Origin of the sequence: Sporosarcina sp. P1, assembly GCF_002743155.1 — a bacterium.
In the GTDB taxonomy this organism is placed as follows: Bacteria; Bacillota; Bacilli; order Bacillales_A; family Planococcaceae; genus Sporosarcina; species Sporosarcina ureae_B.
On the sequence record NZ_PDYS01000021.1, the window covers coordinates 20,046 to 46,726 of the forward strand.

Here is a 26,681-nt window from a genome sequence, read left to right on the forward strand (position 1 = left end):
CAATGAAGAAATGGGTACGCTTTCTGAACAAGAGCAACTCGAAATTCTTCAAAAGTACGACCCAGAATCTAATACAAGAGATCTAAAAGGCCTTATTGGCAAGATTGTATTTTTCGGTTTATTGGCTTTTTCAATTTTCCAGTTATATACGGCCATTGGTAAACCATTTACAGCTCAAATTCAGCGATCTATTCACTTAGGATTTGCTTTATCCCTTATTTTCCTGTTGTTCCCTGCTAGAAAGAAAATTGGTGTGCGTCGTGACAAAGTACCGTTTTATGATATTATTCTATCTTTATTGGCGGTAGCAGTTGGTTTATACTGGCCGCTATTTATCGACGAGCTAGTATTTCGTGTGGGACGCGTATCCGATCTCGATTTAGTTATCGGTATTTTAGCGGTTTTACTGACACTAGAGGCAGCGAGACGTGCGGTAGGAATGCCGATCACGATCATTTCAGTAGTGTTTTTGGTGTATGCGTTCTTTGGACCGTATTTCCCAGGGTTCCTTGCACATAGAGGGCAAAGTGTAGAAAATCTCGTTCAACTAATGTTCTTTACAACGGACGGGATCCTCGGTACGCCAATTAGTGTATCCGCGACCTTCATATTCGTCTTCTTGTTGTTTGGAGCGTTCTTAGTGAAGACTGGCGTTGGTAATTACTTCAATGACTTGGCAGTAGTATTGGCGGGACGTTTGACTGGTGGACCAGCAAAAGTCGCCATTTTCTCAAGTGCTTTGCAAGGTACAATTTCAGGTAGTTCCGTAGCAAATGTTGTTGGATCCGGTTCATACACGATTCCGATGATGAAGAAGTTAGGTTATCGAAAAGAATTCGCAGGCGGAGTAGAGGCAGCCGCGTCTACAGGTGGTCAGATTATGCCACCGATTATGGGGGCCGCTGCATTCCTGATGGTTGAATTCATCGGCGGCGTTACCTATTGGGAAATTGCCAAAGCGGCAGCTATCCCTGCATTGCTGTACTTCACTGGAATTTGGATCATGACTCATTTCGAAGCAAAGCGTGTTGGTTTGCAAGGAATGGATGCGTCGCAAATTCCTAATCGAAAAGAAACGCTGAAAAAGATTTATTTATTACTACCGATTATAGGTATTATCGTTTTCCTCTTGGTGGGTATTCCAACGATGAAAGCGGCATTACTCGGTATCGTGCTAACCATTGCAGTGAGTGCAATCAGTAAAGAAACAAGAATTGGATTTAAAGATATGATTGATGCATTAGTAGACGGTGCTCGTACAGCATTAGCTGTAGCAGCAGCGACTGCTTGTGCAGGTATTATTGTCGGTGTTGTCGTCAAGACGGGTCTCGGGCTCAGCTTGGCAACGGGCCTGATCTCAGCAGCTGGCGGTAACATCTTGCTCACATTGATTTTCACGATGTTTGCAGCGATTATTTTGGGGATGGGTTCTCCAACGACAGCAAACTATGTTATTACATCTACAATCGCAGCACCTGCCATCATTACGCTATTGATGATGGATGAGCCTACAGGTGCCGCTGTGCCGATTGTAGTGGCGGTATCTGCCCACTTATTCGTATTTTACTTTGGTATCATTGCGGATATCACACCGCCTGTTGCATTAGCTGCCTTTGCAGCTTCGGGTATTTCTGGCGGAGATCCGATCAAAACGGGTGTCACGTCTGCAAAACTAGCGATTGCTGCCTTCATCATTCCATATATGTTCGTCTTTAATCCGGCTATGCTGATGCTCGACTCGAGTATTACGGAGATTGTATGGGTGACTGTGACCGCCATTATCGGTATGGTTGCAATCGGGGCAGGCATAATTGGCTTCTGGTATAGTAAACTGAACTGGCTTCTACGAATTATCACGATATGTACAGGTATGTTGTTAATCTACCCAGAAACTATTACAGATATTATCGGTTTAGTATTATTCACTATCTTACTGGTGTCCCAGTGGATGGGGAATAAGAAAAATAATACGCCTACATTCGCTTCAAATTAAATAGCTTTTAAAAGACTTGTCGGCTTGAAACTGAGCTTGCAAGTCTTTTATTTTACTAATGAAAAAAGAATTTTCAGAGAATATATATGTTTTTTGTTATTTACTATTCTAGTTGAGTGAAAAGAACTAGAGTAAATAGATTTTTTACTAGAGGACGAGTCTAGGATGTACAAGGGTTTCCTAAGGAAAATAAATTTCGGAACACATGACAAAATAAAAGTCAAGAAGCCGAAGGACTAAAAGTGAATCGAATTATTTTGGACTAATTACGCAGTTTTACCAACGCGGGTTCTGTATATACTACATATAAGCGAATAAGTCATAACGAATAAAATATATAGATCGGTACAGAAACCAATCAAATCAAAAAGGAGAGAACATACTATGAATACACAAGAGACATGGTGGGAAAACGTATTTGAAGGGCATTTGGCACATGGTTTTAACAAAGAACGTATGAGTGAGCTGGATCATGAAGAGTTTTTATATTTTGAGAATGAATCAGTTGAAGAACAATTAAACCCCATGCAGTAAGTGAAAGGAGAAGCGTCTCTGAATAATGTAATGAACTTCCATAAAAATCGGTAATTTTTCTGATAGCATAGAAAAATTATCGATTTTTAATTTCGTTGTTTACAACTAGGAAAGAAAATGCTATTATAGTATTTGTGCTTGAGAGCCTAACTGGCTCACTTCAAAACGCACATCCTAGTAAGATCGATTCCGTAGCTCAGCTGGGAGAGCGCCACCTTGACAGGGTGGAGGTCGCTGGTTCGAGCCCAGTCGGAGTCATAGGTGCCAAACCTAAGTTATTTACCGTAGGAACACGGTTTATAACAATAAGCAGTCCTATTAGACCGAATGTCTAGGGGCTGTTTTTTTTATGTCTAGATTTATTTTTCGCAATTACTGTCAAATGATATTCGAGCGCACCACCCGTCAAGCGGTGTATACTTATCATGCGAGTACCTATTTAAATAAGCAGGAGGCTAACATATAATGAAAAGAAAACAAGTAACATCTAATGTAAAAGAATATACAGTGGAACAACCGATAGAGTTATTGCCATACTTATTGAAGGTAATGTCAAAAAGCAGTAGAAATTCGGTAAAATCCATTCTTACGCGTGGTCAAGTTATGGTGGATGGTCAAATGACAACCAAACATAATCAGCCGTTAGCGCCTGGACAAAAGGTGGAAATACAAAGTAATAAAACAGCTATAAATGTCTCGAAGTTAGTCGGTGTATCTATTCTCCATGAAGATGACGATATCATCGTGATCAATAAAGAAGCGGGTATTCTTTCTGTAGCTTCTGAAAAAGAAAAAGATCAGACAGCCTATAGAGAAATCACAAAGTACGTGAAGAGGAGCCATCCTGAAAACCGAATTTTTGTTGTGCACCGTCTGGATCGAGATACATCAGGTGTGATGATGTTTGCCAAAAATGAAGAAACCCAGAAAGCTTTGCAAAGTACATGGAATGAATCGGTAAAGGAACGTTTGTATACTGCGCTTGTCGAAGGAAAAGTACGAACAGAATCAGGGACTATTTCGTCTTGGTTAACCGAAAATAGTGCGTTTAGAGTATATTCAAACCCAACTGATAATGGCGGCCAGCATGCCATTACACATTATAGAAGAGTACAAGCGAATAAAGATTGCTCATTGCTAGAAGTACTTCTAGAAACGGGTCGGAAAAACCAAATCCGTGTGCATATGGAAGAATTGGGTCATCCAGTGATAGGTGACAAAAAGTATGGTGCTACAGGTAACCCTTTGCGCAGAGTGGGACTTCATGCCACAGCTCTGTCTTTTCTACATCCACGTACAGGAGAATTAGTCCGATTTGAAGCAGAAATACCTCAGATCTTCATTACGCGCTCAAAATAATAAACCGTTCATTTTGCAGTTCCTTGGATTATCTAAGGAACTGCTTTTTCACGTCATTCATTCAAATAATCATTTGAATGAAGAAATTGACAAAATATCTAGAATTGCATATACTAAATTAAACAATCAAACGAACGATTGAATGATTAATTTGTTAAAATGAACGATTTTTCGAGGGGACTGATCACATGGCTTCAGAGAAAAATGTCTATCGCCTGCAAAATTTATCATGCACAAGTTGTGCTGCGAAATTCGAGAAAAATGTCCGACAAATTGATACTGTGGAAGATGTACAGTTAAACTTTGGCGCTTCCAAATTAACGGTGGCGGGAAATGCTTCTATTGTACAATTAGAAGAAGCGGGTGCATTTGACGGTATTAAAGTGTTCCCTGAAAAACAGCGGATTATTAAACAGCATACTCCTTTTTGGAAAAAACGTGAAAATCAAACGACTATGGCTTCGTTAGTTTTATTGCTAGCAGGGTATGCGGTATCTACCGCGAATGGTGATAATAATTGGCTATCGATCGCTCTGTTTCTCTCTGCCATTATAATCGGTGGATTCAGTTTGATGAAGGAAGGATTAACGAATCTTTTCAAACTTGAATTTGATATGTCTACATTGATGACCATCGCAGTCATTGGGGCTGCACTCATTGGTGACTGGGCGGAAGGGGCGGTCGTGGTCTTCCTCTTCTCCGTCAGTGAAGCATTGGAAAGTTACTCGATTGATAAAGCCAGAAATTCCATTACCTCACTCATTGAAATTGCCCCTACGACGGCCACTGTACTTCGCGGGAATAATGAATTTGAAGTAGATGTGGGAGATTTACGTATTGATGATGTGATTTTGATTAAACCGGGACAAAAGATTGCGATGGATGGCGAAGTGATTCAAGGTGATTCATCGGTTAACCAAGCCGCCATCACTGGTGAGTCTGTGCCTGTCCATAAAGTGCTTGGAGACGAAGTGTTTGCAGGGACTTTGAATGAAGAAGGCGCAATGCACGTCCGTGTGACGAAGCTTGCTGAAGATACTACCATTGCCAAAATCATTCACTTGGTCGAAGAAGCACAGGCGGAAAAAGCACCGACACAACAATTTGTCGATCGCTTTGCGAGATTCTATACACCAGCTATTTTAGTTATTTCTTTACTGATTATGATCATACCACCACTTTTAATGGGTGGAGTATGGGGTGAATGGTTCTATAAAGGTCTTGTCGTATTAGTAGTTGGTTGTCCTTGCGCTCTAGTCATTTCAACACCTATTGCGATCGTTACAGCCATTGGAAACGCTGCACGTAACGGTGTGTTGATCAAAGGCGGCATTCATTTAGAAGAGACAGGACAAATCAAAGTCGTGGCCTTCGATAAAACAGGTACGTTGACTGAAGGGCGTCCCGAAGTAACAGATGTCGTGACAGTTTCTTCATTGACTGAAGATCAAATCGTGCAAAGAGCAGCTTCTATCGAGAAGTTCTCCCAACACCCATTAGCTTCATCGATTATGCGAGCAGCGAAGAAATTACCGCTTGGATTACTACCGGTACATCAATTCCAATCTATTACAGGCAAAGGTGCAAAAGCTATGATTGGAGAGCATTTGGTGCATGTTGGCAGCCCTAAATTATTCAGGGAAATGAACACAGTGGAAGAATCCATTGAACAGCAGATTCTTACATTACAGAAACAAGGCAAAACAGTTATGCTCGTCTGGTCAGAAACAGGTCTAGAAGGAATTATAGCGGTTGCTGACCAAGTTCGTAAAAGTAGCTTGAATGTAATCCAGAAGCTTCATGAGATGGGCAAGAAAACAGTGATGCTAACAGGGGATAACCAATCGACCGCTTTAGCAATTGGAGCGCAACTCGGCTTAACAGAAGTCAAAGCAGAATTATTACCTGATCAAAAAGTCGAAATGATTAAATCGTTGAGTCAATACGGTAAAGTGGCGATGGTGGGTGACGGAGTGAACGACGCGCCGGCATTAGCTACCGCAAATATCGGTATTGCGATGGGTGGTGCGGGAACAGATACTGCACTTGAAACGGCGGATATCGCCTTGATGGCAGACGACTTGGAGAAACTTCCATATACAATTAAATTAAGCTCACGCACTAAACAAATCATTCTCCAAAATATTTCGATCGCACTTGGTTTAAAAGTGATTGCACTGCTTCTTATTATTCCAGGCTGGTTGACATTATGGATGGCAGTCATGTCGGATATGGGTGCAACTGTCATTGTAGTATTAAATTCATTGCGACTTATGAAAAATAAAATATAAGTATATAAATTGAATTAAAGATTTTAGAATACACTAAGTTGATTGGAGAGGAAGGCGGCGACTCCAGCGGGAACAGCACGAGCTGAAAGCCCCGCAGGTAGCGAAAGCCGTAACGAAGAACGGTTTTTGCGAGTAAAAGCGAAGCGTTAGGAGCACGTCTTTGCACGTAGCGGACGAGGAGATTGAGGCCGTGCCCGCGGAACGCGTCCGCCTGGAACGGAAATCAACGGTTCCCATGAGATGATTACTTCTTAAGTTAAACTTATATAGAAACTTCAGTCGAATCAATCGTCTGAAGTTTTTTCTATTGAATAAAATGGTAGACTGATAATAAGAATAATTATGAGGAGTGTGGATAATTTGGCAATGACCGGTCTAGAACTTGAAATGATTATGAACAAACAGAAACAATATTATGTATCAGGAGTGACGCGTAGTATTTCATTCCGAAAAATGATGTTGGAAAAACTGTATAAAGCGATTCAAAAGCACGAAAAAGAAATCTCGGATGCATTGCATAAAGACCTACACAAACCTCCGCTCGAAGCGTATGTGTCAGAAATAGGCTTCGTGTTATCTAGTATTACTCATATGATGCATCACTTGGAAGAATGGGCAGAGCCTGAAAAGGTGAAGACACCACTCCATTTACAACCAGCGACGAGCTTTATCGTAAAAGAACCATATGGCACCGTATTGATTATCGGACCATTCAACTATCCGTTCCAACTATTGATTGATCCGTTAATAGGTTCGATCGCAGCAGGGAACTGTACAGTGTTAAAACCTTCGGAAGATGCATTGCATACAGCTGCTGTCGTAGACAAAATCATTGCAAGTGTATTTCCGGTGGAGTATGTATCCGTTGTGCATGGTCACAAAGAAGAAACGCAACTGTTACTTGGCGCACCATTTGATTATGTATTCTTTACCGGAAGTGCAAAAGTAGGGAAAATTGTCATGAAAGCTTGTGCGGAGAGATTGACTCCATTGACACTAGAGTTAGGCGGGAAAAGTCCAGCCGTTGTTGACCATACTGCGGATATCAAAAAAGCAGCGGAGAAAATCGTTTGGGGTAAGTATATGAATGCAGGTCAAACGTGTGTAGCACCCGACTATGTGCTAGCTGACGTTTCGATTTACGATGAATTATTAAATGAAATGAAGAGTGCGATCCAACGCTATTACGGGAAAGACGCACAGAAGAGTGCTGACTACGGTCGCATCATTGCGGATCGTCATTTCGATCGATTAGCGAAAATATTAGATCAAGATCAAGCATATATCGTAGAAGGCGGAAAGACAGACGCTGCGGATAAATACATCGAGCCGACGATTTTAGCGCTTTCGGATTGGAATAGCGCAAGTATGCAAGAGGAGTTATTTGGCCCGATCTTGCCAGTCCTTCCGTATGATAATTTAGGTGTTGCAATTCAACAAATTAGCATGTTGCCAAAACCACTAGCAGCATACCTATTCACAGAGAACGATGAAGCAGCTAATCATTTCATCGAAGTTTTACCATTTGGCGGTGGTTGCATCAATGACACCATCTCACATGTTGCCAATATTCATTTACCATTTGGTGGAGTAGGACCTTCTGGAATAAATCAATACCATGGAAAAGCAAGCTTTGAAACATTCTCCCATTCGAAATCGATGATGAAAAAGAGTACTGCGGTATCGGTGCCTATAGCATTTCCTCCATACAAAGGAAAATTATCATTAGTAAAACGGTTCATTCGCTAACGGTAGGGAAATCCAAACTTTTGACCACGCGCTTTGCTGGCTGTTGACCAGCAAAGTGCCTTTGTGGTGAACAATAATTTTTAAGCAATTTAGCGGCATTTAATAGAAATTTCATTCTATAGTCCAGGCTGGATGTGATAAGAAAAGACGGGTATGATAGGAATAATAGATAAAGTATATAACACTTTATTTTCCAAAATAAAAAGCCTTTTTGAATTACGATTCGCTTATTTGTTATAATTACAAGAGTTATTCACCAACATATTGGAGGAACCCATATGAACACGAAAGAATTATTATCCGTACTCCCTGTAAAAACAATAAAAGGAACATTGCCGGAAAATGTGACAGACGTGGCAGTGGACTCAAGAGCAGTTCAAGATGGAGGAGTATTTGTTTGTTTGAAAGGCTATACAGTGAACGGTCATCAATTCGTCAAAAGTGCATTGATGAGTGGCGCACGAGTTATTATCGCATCAGAGCCTATTATGATAGATGAAGACCGTACAGCGGTTGTGTATGTAGAAAACACATCAAAAGCGATTGAGTTATTGGCATCTAAGTACTATCAGTATCCTTCGAAGAGAATGACAATGATCGGGGTTACTGGAACTAATGGAAAAACGAGTGTCGGCAATATCATTCATGATATGCTACGACAGAATGATGAAAAAACAGCCGTTTCAGGTACGATTGGTTTTAAATTAAACGACATCCTCTATGAAACGGAAAATACAACGACTGATGTTTTGACTACACAGCAAATGATTGCGCAAGCGGCCAATGAAGGTTGCGAATCGATGATCATGGAAGTTTCTTCACACGGATTAGTTGAAGGACGACTGGCAGGAACGGAATTTGATATCGCGATTTTCACTAACTTAACACATGATCATTTGGATTATCATAAAACGATGGAGAATTACAGTGCAGCGAAAGGTTTACTGTTTGCTCAACTGGGTCAGCAACTTGATCAACAAAAATTTGCCATCATCAATGCGGATGATCCGTGGAGCAGTAAAATGATCGAAATGACTTCTTTCCCAATTTACACATACGGTATTCACGTGAAGTCTTCATTCCAAGCAACAGCGATTGAAATGCAGTCGAACTTTACGAAATTCGAATTGCAAGCACCGGATGGAACGTTCCTCGTTAAAATGCCGTTGATAGGAGAGTTTAACGTCTATAATTCCTTGGCCGCCATTGCAGCGTTATATGCTAAAGGAATGCCGACAGCAGATATTTTGCCATTACTAGCGAATGTATCGACAGTGAAAGGCCGTCTGGAAAAAGTAGAAACCTCTCTACCACTGACCATTTTCATTGATTATGCACATTCGCCCGATGCAATTGAAAAAGCGATTGCTACAGTACAACCATTAAAAAAGGATGGTAACCGTCTTCTATTCTTAATAGGAACGGGAGGCAATCGGGATCGTCTTAAGCGTCCGATCATGGGAGAAAAAGCGGCAGCGGCAGATTATGTCGTCTTTACGACAGATGATCCACGTGATGAGCCATATGAGTCCATCCTATCGGAACTCAGTGCTACTATGCCGCATAATCAGTACGCATGTATAGGAGATAGAGAAGAAGCAGTACGTCATACTATTATGCAAGCGAATGCGGGAGACATCATTATATTTGCGGGAAAAGGTCATGAAGATTTTCAAATTATCGGCAACACGAAATATGCGCATTCGGATGCAACTATTGCACTTCTTGAAGCAGCTAAAAAGTTCGGCGATACACCCATCAATAAATGAAGTACAGTTTGGATTTGAGAGTTTATAGTTTTTTAGTCAATTCAATGAAAACCATTGAAATGCATCCCTATTCTCTCTATGATAGAAAACGTAAGCAAAAGGAGAGTACGATTGATGCAAAAGAATAAACATGATGAAATTACTTCGCGACGAACATTTGCGATTATTTCTCACCCCGATGCCGGTAAAACGACCATTACTGAAAAGTTACTATATTTTGGCGGAGCGATTCGCGATGCAGGAACAGTTAAAGGAAAGAAATCAGGAAAGTTCGCTACGTCTGACTGGATGGAAATTGAAAAACAACGTGGAATATCTGTAACTTCTTCCGTTTTACAATTTGACTATGCAGGCAAACGTGTCAATATTTTGGATACACCAGGACACGAAGACTTCAGTGAAGATACGTATAGAACATTAATGGCAGTGGATGCTGCTGTCATGATGGTCGATTCGGCGAAAGGAATCGAGCCCCAGACAATCAAATTGTTCAAAGTATGTAAAATGCGTGGAATTCCCATCTTCACATTTATCAATAAAATGGATAGACAAGGTAAAGAGCCATTGGAGCTAATGGAAGAATTAGAAGAAGTTTTAGAAATCCAATCTTACGCAATGAATTGGCCGATTGGTATGGGAAAAGAGTTCCTAGGTATTTACGATCGCTTTAATGAACGTATAGAGCTGGCGCGTCCAAATGCAGATGAAGAACGTTTCCTCCCAATCGACGAAGAAGGCGAGCTTGCAGTAGAACACTCGATGAAAGAGACTTCTTATTATAAGCAGGCACTAGAAGATGTCATGCTATTAAATGAAGCTGGAAACGACTTCGATGAAGAACGTATCGCTAAAGGCGATTTAACACCTGTCTTCTTCGGTAGTGCGTTGACTAACTTTGGGGTTCAGACATTTCTTGAAACATTTTTACAGTTCGCACCTGAACCTCAACCTAGGTTAACGAAAGATGCTGAATACGTAGATCCTGAGTCTGAAGTTTTTTCAGGCTTCATCTTCAAAATACAAGCGAACATGAATCCAGCGCATCGTGATCGGATTGCGTTTGTTCGGATCGTATCAGGCGAGTTTGAGCGTGGCATGACGGTAACGGTTCCACGTCTTTCCAAAAACTTCAAGTTAACACAAACGACTCAATTCCTTGCAGATGATCGAGAGACTGTCAATCAGGCAGTAGCAGGCGATATCATTGGGTTATATGACACGGGTAACTATCAAATTGGTGATACGGTCATCAGTGGTAAAGCGAATTTCCAATTTGAAGCACTTCCTCAATTTACTCCCGAGCTATTCGTTAGAGTAAATGCTAAAAACGTGATGAAATCCAAACAGTTCCACAAAGGGATTTTACAGCTTGTACAAGAAGGAGCCATTCAATATTACAAAACATTGCATACAGAAGAAGTCATTCTCGGTGCAGTAGGGCAACTTCAATTCGAAGTTTTTGAACATCGTATGAAAGCGGAATACCATGTAGAAGTTCAGATGGAGACAATGGGATCCAAAGTAGCACGCTGGATTGAAAACGAAGAAGATGTAAAAGAGTCAATGGCAGGACAACGGGCATTACTCGTAAAAGATCGACATGATCACAAAGTTTTCTTGTTCGAAAACGATTTTGCGATGCGCTGGTTCCAAGATAAATTCCCAGATATCAAGCTGTATAACCAATTATAAATTATAAAACAAATAACCCGGTCGGATTCATTGTAATCCTTCCGGGTTATTTGTTAAAATTGTGAATAATTTTTGTGTTTATTCATTAATATTCGAGCATATTACGGTGAAAGTAAGCTATTCAGGTGTTATGGTGGAAAGATGAACAAGTTTCTCCAGCTAGAGCGCTGAGTAAAGAGAGGAATAGATCAATGAAGATTAGTAGTTTTTCAGTCAAACGACCCGTTTTTACGTTAGTCACTATGTTTCTCGTCATTATTTTAGGTGCAGTATCTTTCTTTAAAATTCCCGTTACACTAATTCCTGACCTAAATCCGCCTGTAGCGGTAGTTGTTACGAATTATCCGGGCGCTTCACCAACGGAAGTGAGCGAGAAAATCACCAAGCCGTTGGAAGAAAGTTTATCAACAGCACCTGGATTAAAGTCCATGCAGACTTCTTCCCAAGAAGGAGCCAACTTAGTATTCCTGCAATTTGATTGGGATTCTTCGATTGATGATGTTCAAATGGATATCCTCCAACGGATTGATCAAGTAGAAGTGCCCGATGGTGCTAATAAACCGCGTTTCATGAAGTTTGATCCATCTCAATTCCCAGTCATTCAATTATCTTTACGTTCCGTCGATAAAGATACGAATATCCGGAAGATTGCAGAAGAGCTGGAGAAAGAATTACGCCGTATTGAAGGTGTAGCCAGTGTGAACGTGTCAGGTAAGATCATTGAAGACGTTCAAGTTATTTTAGATCCCGATAAATTAAAAGAATTTGGTTTAGCGCAATCAGATGTCGTGCAGGCAATACAAGCTAGTAATGTATCTATGCCGGGTGATCCGATTGACACGAGTGATGGAAGAAAGTTGACTACGAGAATCTTAAGTACAGTTCAAAACATCTCGGATGTACGAAGTATCCAAATAGGTGCTAATCCCAAGACAGGTGACATGATCAACGTCTCTGACGTGGCGGATGTAGCATTGTTGGAGCCGAAAGTACAAACGGAAACACGGGCTAATGATGAGCAGGCCGTATTATTGTCTGTACTTCAAGAATCAGGAGCGAATACTGCCACTGTATCTAAAGAGTTTAAAAAATCATTGGATACGTTATTGGAGAAAGACGCATACAAAGATATTGAATCTGATGTTATTTTTGACCAAGGGGACTATGTACAGCTTGCAATCGGCAATATTGGTCAGTCACTAATTCTCGGTGGCTTGTTCGCAATGCTCGTATTATTTGTCTTCTTACGTGGAATTAAAAGTCCGATTATCATTGGGGTAGCGATTCCTTATTCAGTAATTGTTACGTTTGTCCTTATGTATTTCTCAGACTTCTCGTTAAATATCATGACACTTGGTGCTCTTGCATTAGGAATTGGTATGTTAGTTGATAATGCCATTGTCGTAATAGAGAATATTGAGCGACATTTAGCAATGGGGAAAACTCCAACGGAAGCAGCAAAAGATGGGTCCAAGGAAGTGGGCGGAGCTATAACCGCTTCTACGTTAACTACTCTCGCTGTATTTGTACCGATTATCTTTATTACGGGAATCATTGGTCAAATCTTCACCGAGTTCGCGTTAACGATTTCATTCAGTTTATTTGCATCACTAGTCGTTGCATTGACTGTCGTACCAATGCTTGCGAGTCGTTTATTGAAGACGCCTACTGAAGAAATGCTTGAGAAAAAGAATCGTGTAAAGAAAAATCAGAGATTCGAAAACTCTGTCAAGTGGGCTTTGAGCCATCGTCTACTTGTGTTACTAATCACAACTGCTTTACTTGTAGGAAGTGTATTCGGAATTCTAAAAGTAGGAACGGAATTCCTACCTGCTACGGATGAAGGATCTTTCAGCATCAATGTTAAGTTACCAAACGGTGCTTCATTGGATGCGACAAACGATGTAGTAGAACGAATTGAAGAAGAGATGAAGAAACAAGACGACGTCGAAGTGTATGTCAGTCTAGTGGGCGGAACCCAACAAAGTATGGCCCAGGGTGGATCAGAGAGTAATATGGCGGAAGTGTATGTGAAACTTATACCATTAGATGACCGTGACCGCTCTGTCTTTGAATTCGTAGACAAAGTACAACCGATCGTAGAAGACGAAATCGGTGATGACGCAGAAATTAGTTTCAACTTGCAGACTGCTGCTGGTTCGAGTCCGAATACGTTAGCATTCTCCTTAAACGATACGAATGAAGAACGTTTAAGTAAAGCAGTGTCACAAATTGATGAGAAGTTGCGTGAGATGGATACTGTGACTGAAGTCACAAATGATTTAGTGGATACGGTAGAGGAAATAAAAATTGAAGTAGATCGTGAAAAAGCTTCAGAAGTCGGATTAGCTCCTTATCAAATAGCGCAAACGGTTAGTGACGTTACGCGAGGTGTCTCTGCTTCACAAATCGTCTTCGAGAAAACAGGCGAAGTAGTTGGAGTTAACGTTAGCTATGATGAACGTTTCCGCAATAGTGTAGATAAGTTAAAGGAATTGGAGTTAAAAACCCCGCTAGATACATTTGTTAAGTTGAAAGACGTAGCGGATGTGGAAATCGCAGAAGGTCCTGCAACGATTGTACGCGTAGATCAGGCACACTCCATTGCATTTACTGTGAAATATCTATCCAGTGAATCATTAGGAGATATGACGAAAAAGGTAAATGATATGGTAGAGGATCTAGACCTACCAAGTGAAGTGGAACTTTCATACGGGGGAGATCGCGAACTATTTGAAAATGCGATTGACGATATGCTATTGGCAATTATACTGGCAGTGGTATTAGTATATATCGTAATGGCTGCACAGTTTGAATCGTTCAAATATCCATTCGTTATCATGTTCTCCGTACCCCTTATGCTAATCGGTGTAGCGTTAGCGTTATTCTTCACGAATACACCAGTCAGTGTAACGGCAGTCATAGGTCTTCTCATATTGGTGGGGATTGTGGTCAACAACGGAATTGTGTTGGTTGATTATATCAACCAGCGTAAAGAAGCAGGACTCAGTTCGTACGACGCTATCATGTCGTCTGTACGTGATCGTGTGCGTCCGATCCTTATGACAGCCCTCACCACTATATTGGGCTTACTACCATTAGCGCTGGGCTTAGGTGAAGGTTCTGAGTTGAATCAACCAATGGGGATTGCAGTAATTGGCGGATTGATTAGTTCCACGTTCCTGACGTTGTATATTGTTCCGATCATTTACAGTTTGTTGGACCGGGAGACGCGTCGAGGTAGGAATACGCCTAACAGAGAACAAGCAGTAACGGTAGATCAACCTGTCAAAGTAACAGAAACTGTAACCGTGACAGTAACGGAAACTGTAACTGTAAGAGAGACCAAGTAATGCATATTGCCGGCAGATGGAACTTTCATTTGCCGGCTTTTAACATTGTGTAGAATAAACGGTGCGATAGGAAAGTATAGTAGTATGAGTGATCTGTAAAATAGGGAGTAGCTTAACGATGCAACTGACTTTACTTCATACTAGTTATGCACATTTAATTTAATAGTACGGCGGCGTCATTTTAATCATTTGCAAATCAAAGTTATCATGTTATAATACTTTAACAGTATCTGATATCTTAATAACTTTTGACGCAATGTCAAAGGGGAGTAGCTATAGGGAAACCTATTTCATAATCGTCAATACGTGACTGCCACAATGGTCATCGGTTATGATAGCTGGATTTTGAACGTGAAATTCCGACTTAGCGAGACCTTTGCCTATTTTATTAGGTGGGGGTCTCTTTATTTTGTAGAAAACAAGGAGGCATTATGTTGGATCCGATTTTATTAGAATATGCATGGGTACTCTTAGTACTAATCGTACTCGAGGGCCTATTAGCAACAGACAACGCAGTAGTAATGGCTGTAATGGTCAAACACTTACCGAAACCCCAACAAAAGAAAGCACTATTTTACGGTTTATTAGGGGCATTCGTCTTCAGATTCACCGCACTTTTTATGATTACGTTTTTAGTGAAGTTCTGGGAGATCCAAGCAATCGGTGCCATGTACTTATTGTTTATATCCGGTAAAAGTATATATGATAAAATTACCCATAAACCAGAAGGGCATCCGAATAAAAAGCCTAAAAAACAATCTGGGTTCTGGATGACCGTATTAAAAGTGGAACTTGCTGATATCGCATTCGCATTGGACTCTATGCTTGCCGCTGTTGCACTTGCGGTAACGTTACCTGAGTTAGGTAACTTCCATATCGGTGGTATCAATGGTGGACAGTTCGCTGTCATGTTACTAGGTGGTATGATTGGTTTAATCATGATCCGTTTTGCAGCGAAACAATTTGTAGTAATGCTTGAAAAGTATCCAACATTGGAAACAGCAGCATTCTTAATTGTTGGGTGGGTAGGTGTAAAGCTAGTTGTGTTAACTCTTGCACATCCTGAACTCCTAATCATTCCAGAAGCATTCCCACACTCTACATTGTGGAAAACGACATTCTGGGTTGTATTGTTAATCTTGGCAATCGGCGGATATCTACTGGCCGTGGCAAAATCTAAAGTGAAAGCTAATAGATAATACGAAAACAGTCTCTTCTATGTGAATTGAAGAGACTGCTTTTTTTTGCTACTTTAGTTTAGAATTGTATAAAGAGTGTAAAGTTCTGTGTATAGCTATCTTTTCACCAAGGGATTTGATAAAGTAGGAAAATGAAGTTTCCGTTATGAAAGGAATTTGAAAAAGATGAGGCTTTCCAGGGAATTTTTTCATAAGTTTACTCCAGCACAGATTATCGCTTTCTATTACTTTTTGGCCATTGCGTCCTCTTTTCTCTTATTGAATTTGCCAGGTGTATATAAACCAGGTGTGAAGGTGGCCTTTATAGACAGTTTATTTACCGCAGTGAGCGCAGTGAGTGTCACGGGGTTGTCACCTATTAGTATAGGGGAAACTTACTCTGTATTCGGCCTTTGCATGATCATGCTCGTACTTCAGCTCGGTGGTATCGGCATCATGTCGTTAGGAACGTTTTTCTGGCTACTTGTGAAAAAGAAAATCGGCATGAGAGAGCGACAACTGATTATGATTGATACGAATCAGTACACATTACAAGGCGTCGTTCAATTAATTCGTCAAATCATCCAAATTATCGTTGCCATCGAGATTATTGGTGGTGGTATTCTAACGTTATATATTTATCGTTTTTATAATTCGTTTAGTGAAGCACTATTGAACGGCATGTTCATGGCAGTGTCTGCAACTACAAATGCAGGTTTTGACATTACCGGTTCGTCGATGGTGCCTTATCATGATGATTATTTCGTGCAGCTCATCCTCATGATATTAATTATTTTAGGTGCGATTGGATTCCCAGTACTGATTGAAGTAAAAAGCTTTTTTTCGAAAAAAGTACCACATTTCCGCTTTTCACTTTTCACCAAGATTACGACTGCGACATTCGGGATTCTGTTACTGGTAGGTACATTAACCATTTGGTTACTAGAATCATTTAATTCATTTAAAGGAATGAACTGGCACCAGCAGTTTTTCACAGCGTTATTCCATTCAGTTTCTGCACGATCGGCAGGCCTCGTGACTTATGATGTGACGCAATTTAGTGAAGCAACAGATATTTTTGTCAGTGCGCTCATGTTTATTGGGGCTTCACCAAGTTCAGTAGGCGGTGGTATCCGTACGACGACCTTTGCTATTGCGCTATTATTTCTTATTAACTTTGCAAGAGGGAATGACGTCATACACATTTTTAAACGCCAAATCAAACTGATTGACGTATTCCGATCGTACGCGGTTATTCTCGTAGCATGTTTTATGGTGTTGGCGGCTTTATTGTTGCTGTTACTTACGGAGCCAGGGATACCTGTCATCCCGCTGTTATTTGAAATTACATCCGCCTTCGGAACGTGTGGTATGTCGCTTGGTATTACAGGTGATTTATCAGTGACCGGCAAATTGATCATCATGGCACTCATGTTCATCGGTCGAGTAGGACTGATATCGTTCATCTACACGATAGGTGGCAAGTCGAATAAAACACCTTATCATTATCCGCAAGAGCGTGTTATTATTGGGTAATATAAAATATAAAACCGCAGCAAGCGAATTTTCGCGTGCTGCGGTTTTATTATGGATAAACGGTTTCTATCACCTGTTCAGACAGATGATAGTGCTGTGCTTTTTCACCTGGCGTGTATTGGACAATAAGATAACCAGGATCTTTAATTATGGAGAGATCTTCTTTCAATTTAGCTGAGGTCTTCGTGACGAAAACTTGCTTTCGAATCGTTCGTTCAGTATAACTACTTGACTCAAACGTATCACCGAGCAAATGTGGAGAACGTAAGAGTAACTGATAGACCTCTTTTAACTCTTCTTCGGGCACCTCGGAATTCCACCATATCTTTCTTGGTAAAAACTTTTGATGAAGTAAATAATCCATCTTCAATAGACTTTCTGCAATGGAAGTATCGATGTTTAATATTTCTTCTAGGAAGCGTTCCAAGCGGGTGAATAAGTCTTCGAACTGATGGCCGATTCGTGACCAGCCTTGCTTCTCCCAATAAGCTCCGAATAATTGGAAAAAGTCAAATGGCGTATCGACCAATTCTGTGACAATATACTCCATAGAGTGTATGAATCGACCTGAATTCCAATATTTCTCGAGAATGTCTTCTGTTTGTTTAATCTTCAGCATATCATCAAAAGACAGCACATTATTTGATACAATTTCATAAGGAGCGGTGTCGATGTAACGATAACCATATTGCTCGGCTTGGATACGTAAACCGGTTCCACGTAATAGCTTCAAAAAGCCTAACTGTAATTCTTCGGGGCGTAAAGCAAATACTTCGTTGAACGTATCACGGAAAGATGCATAATCTTCTTCAGGGAGTCCGGCAATCAAATCAAGATGCTGATCAATTTTTCCGCCTTCTTTTACCATTGTGACTGTTCGGGATAATTTAGTGAAGTTTTGTCTTCTTTTAACCAATTCATTTGTTAAGTCATTAGTGGATTGGACGCCAATTTCAAATCGGAATAGGCCTTTAGGTGCATTATCATTTAAAAACTGAATTACTTCTGGTCGCATGATATCGCCTGTGATCTCAAATTGAAAGACAGTTCCGGGTAGATGTTCATCTATTAGGAACTGGAACATTTCCATGGCATAACTTCTACTAATATTGAATGTACGATCGACGAATTTAATCGTTTTGGCGCCGTGTTGCATTAAGTAGCGAATGTCTTCTTTTATAGCGTCTCGATTGAAGTATCGAACACCTACTTCAATTGAAGAAAGGCAAAATTGACAAGAGAATGGACAGCCGCGACTTGTTTCGATGTACATTACACGATTTGATAGTTGTGGAACATCCTCCGTAAAACGAAAAGGGGAGGGGAGTTCACGAAGATCCAATTTAGGACCTGGAGCTGTAATTTTTAACTTTCCTTCTGCACGATATGCAATGCCTTGTACCGAAGAAAGATCAGTTTGTCCATCGACCGCTTGAAGAATATCCTTAAATGTCTTTTCGCCTTCTCCTATCGCAATAATATCGATTTCCGGTACTCTTTTTAACCATTGATCATAGTCATACGTTACTTCAGGTCCGCCACAAACTATAACGGTTTTAGGACTCGTCAGTTTCAGCAGACGGATTACTTTTATAGTTTCTTCTATATTCCAAATATATACACTAAAACCCACGACGTCTGGAGAATGTTGATATAGCTCTGAAACGATAGAAAGTGTAGGATCATGAATGGTAAATTCATCCAGTTCACAATGGAATTCAGGTTCTGCATATGCTTTCAAGTAGCGAATTGCGATATTGGTATGTATATACTTAGCATTTAAGGTAGATAAAACGATGTTCATGACAAAACTCCTAATCTGAAAATAATATAAGTAGATGAAAAAAACAAAATAGACTATAAGCCTATGTGAACAAGTACGTCATTATGGCATAATTAGAATCAATCAGAATTCACTTCCAAATAAGAATAAATTTACAAGTAAGTGGTTGATAGTTGCTATTTCATTGAGGGGGTACTGCTATAGTGCTAAATACACTAGATATCAATCGTTATCTAGAAAGTTCGCTTTTTAAGATCGTCTTAGATGAAGATGGCGATATACTTGATATGACGGAAGCTGTTAAATTACTCATACCTAAAGATTTCATACCACACCATATATCTGAAATATTTGATCCTAATTTGTCTGAACAAATAGAGAGACGGTTGTTTCTGTTGAAGACAGAAACGATAGCCGATCAAACTGTATTGACTGGTCATTTACATGTGCCGAATAAAAATCTTGAACCTTGTTATATTATATACCAGCAATATAACGGAAGGGCGATATTAACAATAAAAATTGGTGAACAAAATCACAAATTGCATCAACTTTATGAAAGTGCTTATTTAACAGCCACTATCCCAATGGCGCTAGTGAATGAATCGGGGTATATTATTTCGACGAATGATTTGTTTTCGGAAATGTTCCCAGACCAAATTTCTAATGAATTATTACATCTACAAGATCTTTTTAATTTAATGGTTCCCACCTCTTCATTTTCTTTTGAAGAATATATCCTAAAAGCATTAACACAAGAATCTTCGACAGTGAAAATGTCTTACACATATAATGGAATACAACGTTGCCAAGAAGTAATGTTGAAATTGGACTGTAGAACACAAATGTTCGTCTTACGAATTGTTGACATTACTGAAAAAGAACGTCTATTTGAGCAACTGGCACACTCCGACCAATTATGCACGACTGGAGAAATTGCTGCAAGCATTGCACATGAAGTACGCAATCCGATGACAACGTTACAAGGATTTCTCCAACTACTGGAACACGAAGTAACCGGAAATGCACAAATGTATGTAAACGTCATTCAAGATGAAGTCAAACGTATGAACGAAATATTGAACGAAATGCTGGCACTATCAAAACCAGTTGTTGACGAAATCACGATATTTTCATTATCCGTTTTAGTAGAAGACGTACTTATATTGCTTCGCCCTAAAGCATTGTTGGATCAAATTCATTTAGTGAACGAATTTAATGCAACGGGGTCATTATTAATTAAAGCAAATCCTAACCGTATTAAACAAGTATTCATTAATCTTCTTAAAAATGCAATGGAAGCCATGAGTGCAAATGATACATTGTCTGTCTTGATAAGCGAAGGTGATCATCGTAATATAGATATCTTTATATCTGATACAGGGATTGGAATGGAAAAAGAACAACTTGATACTATTTTCTTACCGTTTATTACAAACAAACCGGGAGGAACGGGTTTAGGCCTTCCATTTGTTAAGAAAACCATTCAAGAGCATGGCGGTTCTATATCAGTTACTAGTGAAGTAGGTAAAGGAACGGTTTTTCATTTGACATTTCCAAAAATCTCCGTCCCAGAATCAGAATGATTGAAAGTCTATATAGAAAAAAGGCCTATCCTATGGGATCGGCCTTTTCTATATAGAAATATCACTTAATTGTAGCTGCCATATCTTTAAAATCTTTTATATGTTCGTTGTCTTCTTGTGCGTAAATTGTTACACGAATTAACTTGTCTTCACGCTCGATGACATAGCCTGTAAAATATCCTTCAGTAGAATCTACTACTGCACCTTTAACAGACTGGATACCATCTGCTTGTGGAAGATCTGTTTGCTCTGTTATCTCAACAGGTGTTTCACCGTCACTTGAAGCTGTCAACAATTCTTCCATATTTTCATAGAGTTCATCAAAAGTATAAGATTCCTCGTCTTTAGGCATAGTCTCGATTCGCATGAATGTTTCGCTGTCCTCTTCTACATATAGACTATCTCTACCTGGTTCTTCACTTGTAAGTGTATATCCAGGAAGTACCTGCATCGAGTAATCTTGTTCATCGCTTGTTGTTTCCACAGCATCTTTCATGGCATTTTCGCCTGTTTCTGCTTCATTTTCGGGAGAAGTGCTATCTTCCACATCTGTTTCGGGAGCAGCAGGTTCTTCGATAGCATTACCTGTTGTATCTTTTTCCGGTTCTGCATCAGATGTTCCGCATGCAGCAAGCATGATAGAGGCTGTCAGTGAAGTGAAAATTATACGCCATTTGTTGTTCATATCGTACCACTCCTTCATATACTATACTATTCTATTGGACGGATCACAGGGAGGAAGGTTTCCTTTTTGCGAATTACTACTCAAAATGATATAACGTTTATGATTCACCACGGTTTTCTCCTGCATTAGCAATTCATCGAAGTTCTCCATATACGTTAAGTCTACAATTACAGAGTTTTCGTTCACTTTCTCAACAATTCCTTGTAAGCCCTCTTTGAATTCTATGATATCACCTATTTCTGCAATCGTCATGCTAACCATCCTTTCTTCAAACATCATTTACATTAAGCAAAGTGATGAAATGATAATATTGGTAATTCCATTATAGTTTGCCTTATAATGTTCAAAACGTAAAGTCTTATTTCTAGAACTAAAGGAAATATATGCATATACATCATGTCGTAAAGTGTCGATAATATTTCGGTTTAATAAAATTAAGTTGTTGGTATATTACAGAATAGAGTAATTATAGATGAGAGGTGTGCAAGTAGTGCATAATTGCAATTTAGAAATTGAACGTGTGAGAAAACAACTAATACAGACGGCCGAAAAACATGGTATGAACGCTAAGAATACCATTGAACTTAGTCGTAAATTAGATATATTAATTAATGAATTTAACAACAAGAAAAAAACACAACTACCTTAAGTTAATGTGGAAATGAATGTTTAACTTAAAGTAAAAGGGGGAAAGATATAAATGAACACAGCAACATTCTCATTTCCCCCTTTTGTGGACCAATCTTGTATTGGTCCTCTTTTTTTGTCTCCTCAATTGTAAAAATATTTGAAATTCTGTACGATGGAGATGATCGTATACAATGAGGAGTGAGAATGTGCGAAAAGAAAAAATATCATTTATTGGTACGGGTGTTATGGGTTCTAGTATCATTAAGCATTTGCTTAACGCATCATATGAAGTAACAGTATTCACTAGAACGAAAAAAAAGGCCGAACCACTGGTAGCTTTAGGAGCAAAATGGGCCGATAACGTTGCCGAAGCTATTCAAGATGCGGACATTATTTTCACGATGATCGGCATGCCTTCCGATGTGGAAGAAGTTTATTTATCAAATCAAGGTATATTTGCAAATGGTCGACCTTCTCAGATCGTAGTAGATATGACAACGTCAAGTCCAGAACTAGCCATTGCCATAGCAGAAAAGGCTGCTTCTTTACAAATGAATTCTCTTGATGCTCCTGTATCTGGTGGAGATATAGGGGCTCGGAATGGTACACTTTCTATCATGTGTGGAGGTCAAAAAGAATTATTTGAAAAGGTATTACCTATTTTGTCTGTTTTCGGCAAACAAATTGTCTATCAAGGACAAGCTGGAGCTGGGCAACACGCCAAAATGTGCAACCAAATTACTGTCGCTGGAAATATGATAGGGGCATGCGAAGCGATTGCTTACGCAATGAAGTCGGGCCTTGATCCGGACACGATGTTACAATCCGTCACTTCGGGTGCGGCGAATTCCTTTAGTTTATCGGATCTGGGCCCACGAATTATTAACGAAAATTATGAACCAGGATTTTATGTAAAACATTTTGTAAAGGATCTAAATATTGCCTTACAGGAAACGGAAAGACTGAATCTGAAATTGCCGGGATTACAACTAGCCCGCGATATGTATACAGAGTTACTCGCTAAAGGTTATGGGGAAAATGGAACGCAAGTCTTGATTAAAAAGTATATAGAATGAAATAGAAGCAAATCATAAAAACTTCTTTATGCATATTTTATAAAAAATCGCAAATAACTATTTGCGAATGATTTGCTGAAAGTTCAGTACGCATACTTACTCACTTATTGCACATGCTCTTTACTATAGTATGTGCGAAAAGGAGGGAGTTATGATGTGGGATATTTGGTTGTGGCCTATGGTGTTTGTCTCCGCCATTATGCTTGGAATTGGAATAGCTGGAGTAAGGAAAACGAGTCGTTCATTCCAGTTAAATGAAAAAGATCGTATACCAGATGTTGTAGCTAAGAATCCATATACTATGAACCCATTACTGTGGATTATCATAGTCGCTTCTATTTTTATCTTTATCATCATATTTTATTATTGGGCCTCTTTCTATTAAAGAAAGAGGTTTTTTGTTTTATGAATCCGCTTTCTTTTGAGGTGATAAATGGCTTTTTGTGGTATGATGGATGGGAAGCAGTGAACGGACTTTTAGGTAAATGTATGTAGATGAAGAACAGAAGGAGCGATCACCTATGGTTTCTATAAACAATAAAGATTTTCTTACCGCGCCCATCGCAAATCAAATTATTTCTTCGGAAAAAGTTGCTCATGTACAAATTGGCAATAATGCAGAGCATGCGCTGCTTGTCTTGACGAAGACTGGCTATTCTGCCATTCCTGTATTGGATAATCAATATCATTTGAAAGGGCTTCTTGGCATTGGTATGATTACAGATTCTATTTTAGGTATGGAACGCATTGAATATGAGAGATTAGAAGATATAAAAGTAGATGAAATTATGGATACGAATCTGCCGACGATTCGTGTGAATGATCGTTTTCAACGTGCAGTAGATCTATTGATTAATCATCCGTTTTTATGTGTCACTGAAAAGGATGGAACATTTGCGGGTATTATCACAAGACGTGTAGTGATGAAAGAATTTAAAAAGTATATTTACAGCATCTAATGAACTTATTTAGATAAAGCAGCGAAGCAAATGCTATAGTAAAATGTTAAAGGGCTCCGATACAGGGGTCTTTTTCTAATAGAAGGAGTTGAAATAGCTGTGCGTAAAGAAACTAATCGGCCCTTTGTGCTCGCTGCTGTTATGCTCGCTATGTTTGTGGGGGCAGTGGAAGCGACTATTGTTACTACTGCGATGCCGACTATCGCCTCTGAACTAGGTGGGTTTTCGCGATATAGTTGGATATTTTCATCTTATTTATTAATGAGTACTGTGACGGTATTGATTTATGGAAAGTTAGCCGATTTATTTGGTCGAAAGCCGATTTTTTTTATGGGCTTGACGATTTTTTTGATTGGTTCCATCCTTTGTGGATTCGCCGGCTCTATGGAGCAATTGATTGTCTATCGTCTCATACAAGGTGTGGGAGCGGGAGCCGTTATGCCCATTGCGACTACGATCATTGGTGATATTTATTCAACAGAAGAACGTGCGAAAATACAGGGGTATTTGTCGAGTGTATGGGGCGTTTCTGCAGTTTTAGGTCCTGTTATTGGTGGATTGATTGTGCAATACGTTAGCTGGCAATATATATTTTGGGTGAACGTACCACTTGGACTGCTTTCGATGGGTGTCATTTATTTCTTTTTGCATGAACCAAAAGAAACCCAAAAAGCTTCTGTCGATTACAAAGGTGCTTTTTTCCTGACATCTGCATTGTCGACGATCTTAATCTGGTTGGTAGAAGGAGGTCAAGGGTTTGGCCGTTTTTCAGCTTTCGGTGTTGCTTTGATCATACTGTGCGGAATTTCATTTTGGTTATTTTTCAGACAAGAAAAGCTGGCGGAAGATCCACTTATCTCTTTTAGCATTTGGAAAAATCCCGTTATTTTATATGCGAATCTTGTCTCGCTAACTACTGGAGTTATTTTAATAGGGGTTTCTTCTTATTTACCTACTTATGTATCGGGAATTATGGAACAACCAGCGATCATAGCAGGTTTCACATTAACTGCTATGTCAATTGGCTGGCCTTTAGCTTCCTCATTGGCGGGGCATTTACTCATACGTTTCGGCCCGTTTCTCGTATCGTTTATCGGTGGCGTGTCCCTTGTAATTGGCACAACGATGTTTGTCTTCATGAACGCGACGCTGGGACCGGTATGGGCGGGATGTTCTAGCTTCTTCATTGGTGTCGGAATGGGGCTGACTAATACATCCTTCATTGTAACGATTCAAGGAGCTGTGCCGCGTCAACAAAGAGGCTCGGCTACTGCCACTAATATGTTTATGAAAAATTTTGGCAATACAATTGGCGCTTCTGTGTTTGGAGCCATTTTGAATGCTACACTTATTGCCTATTTTGCCAAAGAAAAATTGCCTTACACGATTGATGACGTCAATACATTGTTAACGAAAGACGGACGCTCAATGATTACATCACAAGAGCTAGTCAGTTTACAAAGCGGTTTAGACATCTCCTTGCACTGGGTGTACATAGCGATTACTCTATTTGCCGTCATCAGTTTATTATTGATTTTACGAATTCCACGGGGGAAGGTGCAGGATCATGTCAACAATTGAACTGGATATTATTAAAGCATTGGCTGAAGAGGGCAACATGCGTAAAGCATCAGAACGCTTGCATTTGTCTCAGCCTGCTTTGTCACAACGCCTCCAGACGATTGAAAAAGAATGGGGCATGCAGTTGTTCATCCGTTCACAAAAAGGTCTGGAACCAACGCCAGCAGGTGAACACGTCATTAACTATGCGAAGGAATCCTTGGCAAAGAAAGATGAGACGATGGAATTGATCGCCTCCCTTGAAGATAAAGTACATGGCACATTGAAGATTGCCTGTGCCTCGATTATCGGTCAGACTTGGTTGCCTCAAGTATTAAAAGACTATGTAGCACTTTATCCTGATGCCAAGATTTCATTGATGACGGGATGGAGTTCGGAAATCTCCAAAGCTTTGTACGAAGGAGAAGCGCATATCGGTATCGTTAGAGGGCAAACGGACTGGAAAAGTAATCGTGTCTATTTATTCCGTGATCAGCTATATCTAGTGGATTCTGAAATCTCGACAATTGATGAATTAAAAGACACCAATCGCCACTTTATTCAGTATAAAAGTGATTCGAACTATTATATGGAAATTCAACGCTGGTGGAACAAACACTTCAATCAAAATCCAAGCCGTCAGATCGTAGTGGATCAGATTGAAATGTGCAAGCAGCTCGCGTTGAAAGGTATTGGCTATGCCATACTGCCTTCCATCACATTATCGGGCGATGAAAAAGTCAATCTAATACCACTGCTGAATAGTGAAGAAGAGTTTGAACTGACACGTGATACATGGCTAATTGGTTATGGCTCTACGTTTGAATTGAAGCAAGTGAAGGCATTTGTAGATATCGTACAGGAGTACGCGGAGTTATTGAGAAAAGATCAGTAAAAAAGAGGTTGGGACAGAACAGAAAAAACGTAAGGGCAATGAGTCCTCTACGC

The 26,681-nt window shown here is 39.8% G+C and carries 20 protein-coding genes and 1 tRNA gene; 18 read left to right on the forward strand and 3 right to left on the reverse strand.

All coding sequences use genetic code 11. The features are described 5' to 3' along the window. Positions 1-10: 10 nt before the first annotated feature. From CSV73_RS14780 to CSV73_RS14825, 11 genes are all read left to right on the forward strand, one after another. Positions 11-1,993: a TRAP transporter permease gene (locus CSV73_RS14780; RefSeq protein WP_099627979.1), complete on the forward strand. Its 1,983-nt coding sequence runs from the start codon at positions 11-13 to the stop codon at positions 1,991-1,993. A gap of 384 nt (positions 1,994-2,377) precedes the next feature. Further along, positions 2,378-2,527: a hypothetical protein gene (locus CSV73_RS16635; protein ID WP_198166024.1), complete on the forward strand. Its 150-nt coding sequence runs from the start codon at positions 2,378-2,380 to the stop codon at positions 2,525-2,527. A gap of 185 nt (positions 2,528-2,712) precedes the next feature. Continuing rightward, positions 2,713-2,785: transfer RNA gene (locus CSV73_RS14785), tRNA-Val, on the forward strand. Positions 2,786-2,992: 207 nt separating this feature from the next. Beyond that, a complete protein-coding gene (locus tag CSV73_RS14790) occupies positions 2,993-3,886 on the forward strand; it encodes an RluA family pseudouridine synthase (protein WP_099627969.1) in 894 nt (297 codons plus the stop codon). Positions 3,887-4,074: 188 nt separating this feature from the next. Continuing rightward, on the forward strand, positions 4,075-6,177 hold the full coding sequence (locus CSV73_RS14795; RefSeq protein WP_099627970.1) for a heavy metal translocating P-type ATPase: 2,103 nt from the start codon (positions 4,075-4,077) through the stop codon (positions 6,175-6,177). Positions 6,178-6,537: 360 nt separating this feature from the next. Continuing rightward, positions 6,538-7,926: an aldehyde dehydrogenase gene (locus CSV73_RS14800; protein WP_369802599.1), complete on the forward strand. Its 1,389-nt coding sequence runs from the start codon at positions 6,538-6,540 to the stop codon at positions 7,924-7,926. Positions 7,927-8,204: 278 nt separating this feature from the next. Beyond that, on the forward strand, positions 8,205-9,695 hold the full coding sequence (locus CSV73_RS14805) for a UDP-N-acetylmuramoyl-L-alanyl-D-glutamate--2,6-diaminopimelate ligase (RefSeq protein ID WP_085133087.1): 1,491 nt from the start codon (positions 8,205-8,207) through the stop codon (positions 9,693-9,695). A gap of 114 nt (positions 9,696-9,809) precedes the next feature. Further along, positions 9,810-11,387, forward strand: coding sequence for a peptide chain release factor 3 (locus tag CSV73_RS14810; RefSeq protein WP_085133088.1), 1,578 nt, complete (start codon positions 9,810-9,812; stop codon positions 11,385-11,387). Positions 11,388-11,578: 191 nt separating this feature from the next. After that, positions 11,579-14,740 carry an efflux RND transporter permease subunit gene (locus CSV73_RS14815; RefSeq protein WP_099627971.1) on the forward strand — a complete coding sequence of 1,054 codons (3,162 nt, stop codon included), beginning with the start codon at positions 11,579-11,581 and terminating at the stop codon, positions 14,738-14,740. Positions 14,741-15,174: 434 nt separating this feature from the next. Then, a complete protein-coding gene (locus CSV73_RS14820) occupies positions 15,175-15,939 on the forward strand; it encodes a TerC family protein (protein ID WP_085133090.1) in 765 nt (254 codons plus the stop codon). Between the two features lie 165 nt (positions 15,940-16,104). After that, positions 16,105-17,454, forward strand: coding sequence for a TrkH family potassium uptake protein (locus tag CSV73_RS14825; RefSeq protein ID WP_099627972.1), 1,350 nt, complete (start codon positions 16,105-16,107; stop codon positions 17,452-17,454). Positions 17,455-17,503: 49 nt separating this feature from the next. Here the strand turns inward: CSV73_RS14825 and CSV73_RS14830 are convergent, their stop codons facing one another. Next, the gene (locus CSV73_RS14830; protein WP_099627973.1) at positions 17,504-19,258 is read right to left on the reverse strand and encodes a B12-binding domain-containing radical SAM protein; all 1,755 of its coding nucleotides are present in this window, start codon (positions 19,256-19,258) and stop codon (positions 17,504-17,506) included. Positions 19,259-19,440: 182 nt separating this feature from the next. On the opposite strand from CSV73_RS14830, the gene CSV73_RS14835 reads away from it, so the two are divergent. Then, positions 19,441-20,823, forward strand: a complete 1,383-nt coding sequence (locus CSV73_RS14835; RefSeq protein WP_099627974.1) for an ATP-binding protein — start codon at positions 19,441-19,443, stop codon at positions 20,821-20,823. 61 nt (positions 20,824-20,884) lie between these two features. Here the strand turns inward: CSV73_RS14835 and CSV73_RS14840 are convergent, their stop codons facing one another. Both CSV73_RS14840 and CSV73_RS14845 read right to left on the reverse strand, forming a co-directional pair. Continuing rightward, the gene (locus CSV73_RS14840) at positions 20,885-21,508 is read right to left on the reverse strand and encodes a hypothetical protein (protein ID WP_099627975.1); all 624 of its coding nucleotides are present in this window, start codon (positions 21,506-21,508) and stop codon (positions 20,885-20,887) included. 21 nt (positions 21,509-21,529) lie between these two features. Beyond that, entirely contained in the window at positions 21,530-21,760 is a 231-nt protein-coding gene (locus CSV73_RS14845; protein ID WP_085133095.1) for a YkvS family protein, read from the reverse strand. Positions 21,761-21,980: 220 nt separating this feature from the next. Between CSV73_RS14845 and CSV73_RS14850 the strand changes: the two genes are divergently transcribed. From CSV73_RS14850 to CSV73_RS14875, 6 genes are all read left to right on the forward strand, one after another. Continuing rightward, the gene (locus CSV73_RS14850; RefSeq protein ID WP_085133096.1) at positions 21,981-22,157 is read left to right on the forward strand and encodes an aspartyl-phosphate phosphatase Spo0E family protein; all 177 of its coding nucleotides are present in this window, start codon (positions 21,981-21,983) and stop codon (positions 22,155-22,157) included. A gap of 172 nt (positions 22,158-22,329) precedes the next feature. Continuing rightward, positions 22,330-23,214, forward strand: coding sequence for an NAD(P)-dependent oxidoreductase (locus tag CSV73_RS14855; RefSeq protein ID WP_085133097.1), 885 nt, complete (start codon positions 22,330-22,332; stop codon positions 23,212-23,214). 151 nt (positions 23,215-23,365) lie between these two features. Continuing rightward, a complete protein-coding gene (locus CSV73_RS14860; RefSeq protein WP_143560916.1) occupies positions 23,366-23,599 on the forward strand; it encodes a hypothetical protein in 234 nt (77 codons plus the stop codon). Between the two features lie 136 nt (positions 23,600-23,735). Beyond that, positions 23,736-24,173: a cyclic-di-AMP-binding protein CbpB gene (cbpB, locus tag CSV73_RS14865; protein WP_085133099.1), complete on the forward strand. Its 438-nt coding sequence runs from the start codon at positions 23,736-23,738 to the stop codon at positions 24,171-24,173. Positions 24,174-24,314: 141 nt separating this feature from the next. Further along, positions 24,315-25,754: an MDR family MFS transporter gene (locus tag CSV73_RS14870; RefSeq protein WP_199093165.1), complete on the forward strand. Its 1,440-nt coding sequence runs from the start codon at positions 24,315-24,317 to the stop codon at positions 25,752-25,754. Continuing rightward, positions 25,741-26,628 (forward strand): transcriptional regulator CcpC, encoded by an 888-nt coding sequence (locus CSV73_RS14875; RefSeq protein ID WP_085133101.1) that lies wholly within the window; start codon positions 25,741-25,743, stop codon positions 26,626-26,628. Before CSV73_RS14870 ends, CSV73_RS14875 begins: the two co-directional genes overlap by 14 nt. Positions 26,629-26,681: the final 53 nt, after the last annotated feature.

Bases quoted from the DNA above. Each gene is read 5' to 3' on its own strand.
- CSV73_RS14795 (WP_099627970.1), top strand. From the start codon at position 4,075: ATGGCTTCAGAGAAAAATGTCTATCGCCTGCAAAATTTATCATGCACA.
- CSV73_RS14860 (WP_143560916.1), top strand. From the start codon at position 23,366: ATGATGTGGGATATTTGGTTGTGGCCTATGGTGTTTGTCTCCGCCATT.
- cbpB (WP_085133099.1), top strand. From the start codon at position 23,736: ATGGTTTCTATAAACAATAAAGATTTTCTTACCGCGCCCATCGCAAAT.
- CSV73_RS14875 (WP_085133101.1), top strand. From the start codon at position 25,741: ATGTCAACAATTGAACTGGATATTATTAAAGCATTGGCTGAAGAGGGC.
- CSV73_RS14815 (WP_099627971.1), top strand. From the start codon at position 11,579: ATGAAGATTAGTAGTTTTTCAGTCAAACGACCCGTTTTTACGTTAGTC.
- CSV73_RS14855 (WP_085133097.1), top strand. From the start codon at position 22,330: ATGAGGAGTGAGAATGTGCGAAAAGAAAAAATATCATTTATTGGTACG.
- CSV73_RS14790 (WP_099627969.1), top strand. From the start codon at position 2,993: ATGAAAAGAAAACAAGTAACATCTAATGTAAAAGAATATACAGTGGAA.
- CSV73_RS14805 (WP_085133087.1), top strand. From the start codon at position 8,205: ATGAACACGAAAGAATTATTATCCGTACTCCCTGTAAAAACAATAAAA.
- CSV73_RS14870 (WP_199093165.1), top strand. From the start codon at position 24,315: ATGCTCGCTATGTTTGTGGGGGCAGTGGAAGCGACTATTGTTACTACT.
- CSV73_RS14830 (WP_099627973.1), bottom strand. From the start codon at position 19,258: ATGAACATCGTTTTATCTACCTTAAATGCTAAGTATATACATACCAAT.
- CSV73_RS16635 (WP_198166024.1), top strand. From the start codon at position 2,378: ATGAATACACAAGAGACATGGTGGGAAAACGTATTTGAAGGGCATTTG.
- CSV73_RS14840 (WP_099627975.1), bottom strand. From the start codon at position 21,508: ATGAACAACAAATGGCGTATAATTTTCACTTCACTGACAGCCTCTATC.
- CSV73_RS14810 (WP_085133088.1), top strand. From the start codon at position 9,810: ATGCAAAAGAATAAACATGATGAAATTACTTCGCGACGAACATTTGCG.
- CSV73_RS14850 (WP_085133096.1), top strand. From the start codon at position 21,981: ATGAGAGGTGTGCAAGTAGTGCATAATTGCAATTTAGAAATTGAACGT.
- CSV73_RS14845 (WP_085133095.1), bottom strand. From the start codon at position 21,760: ATGACGATTGCAGAAATAGGTGATATCATAGAATTCAAAGAGGGCTTA.
- CSV73_RS14825 (WP_099627972.1), top strand. From the start codon at position 16,105: ATGAGGCTTTCCAGGGAATTTTTTCATAAGTTTACTCCAGCACAGATT.
- CSV73_RS14780 (WP_099627979.1), top strand. From the start codon at position 11: ATGGGTACGCTTTCTGAACAAGAGCAACTCGAAATTCTTCAAAAGTAC.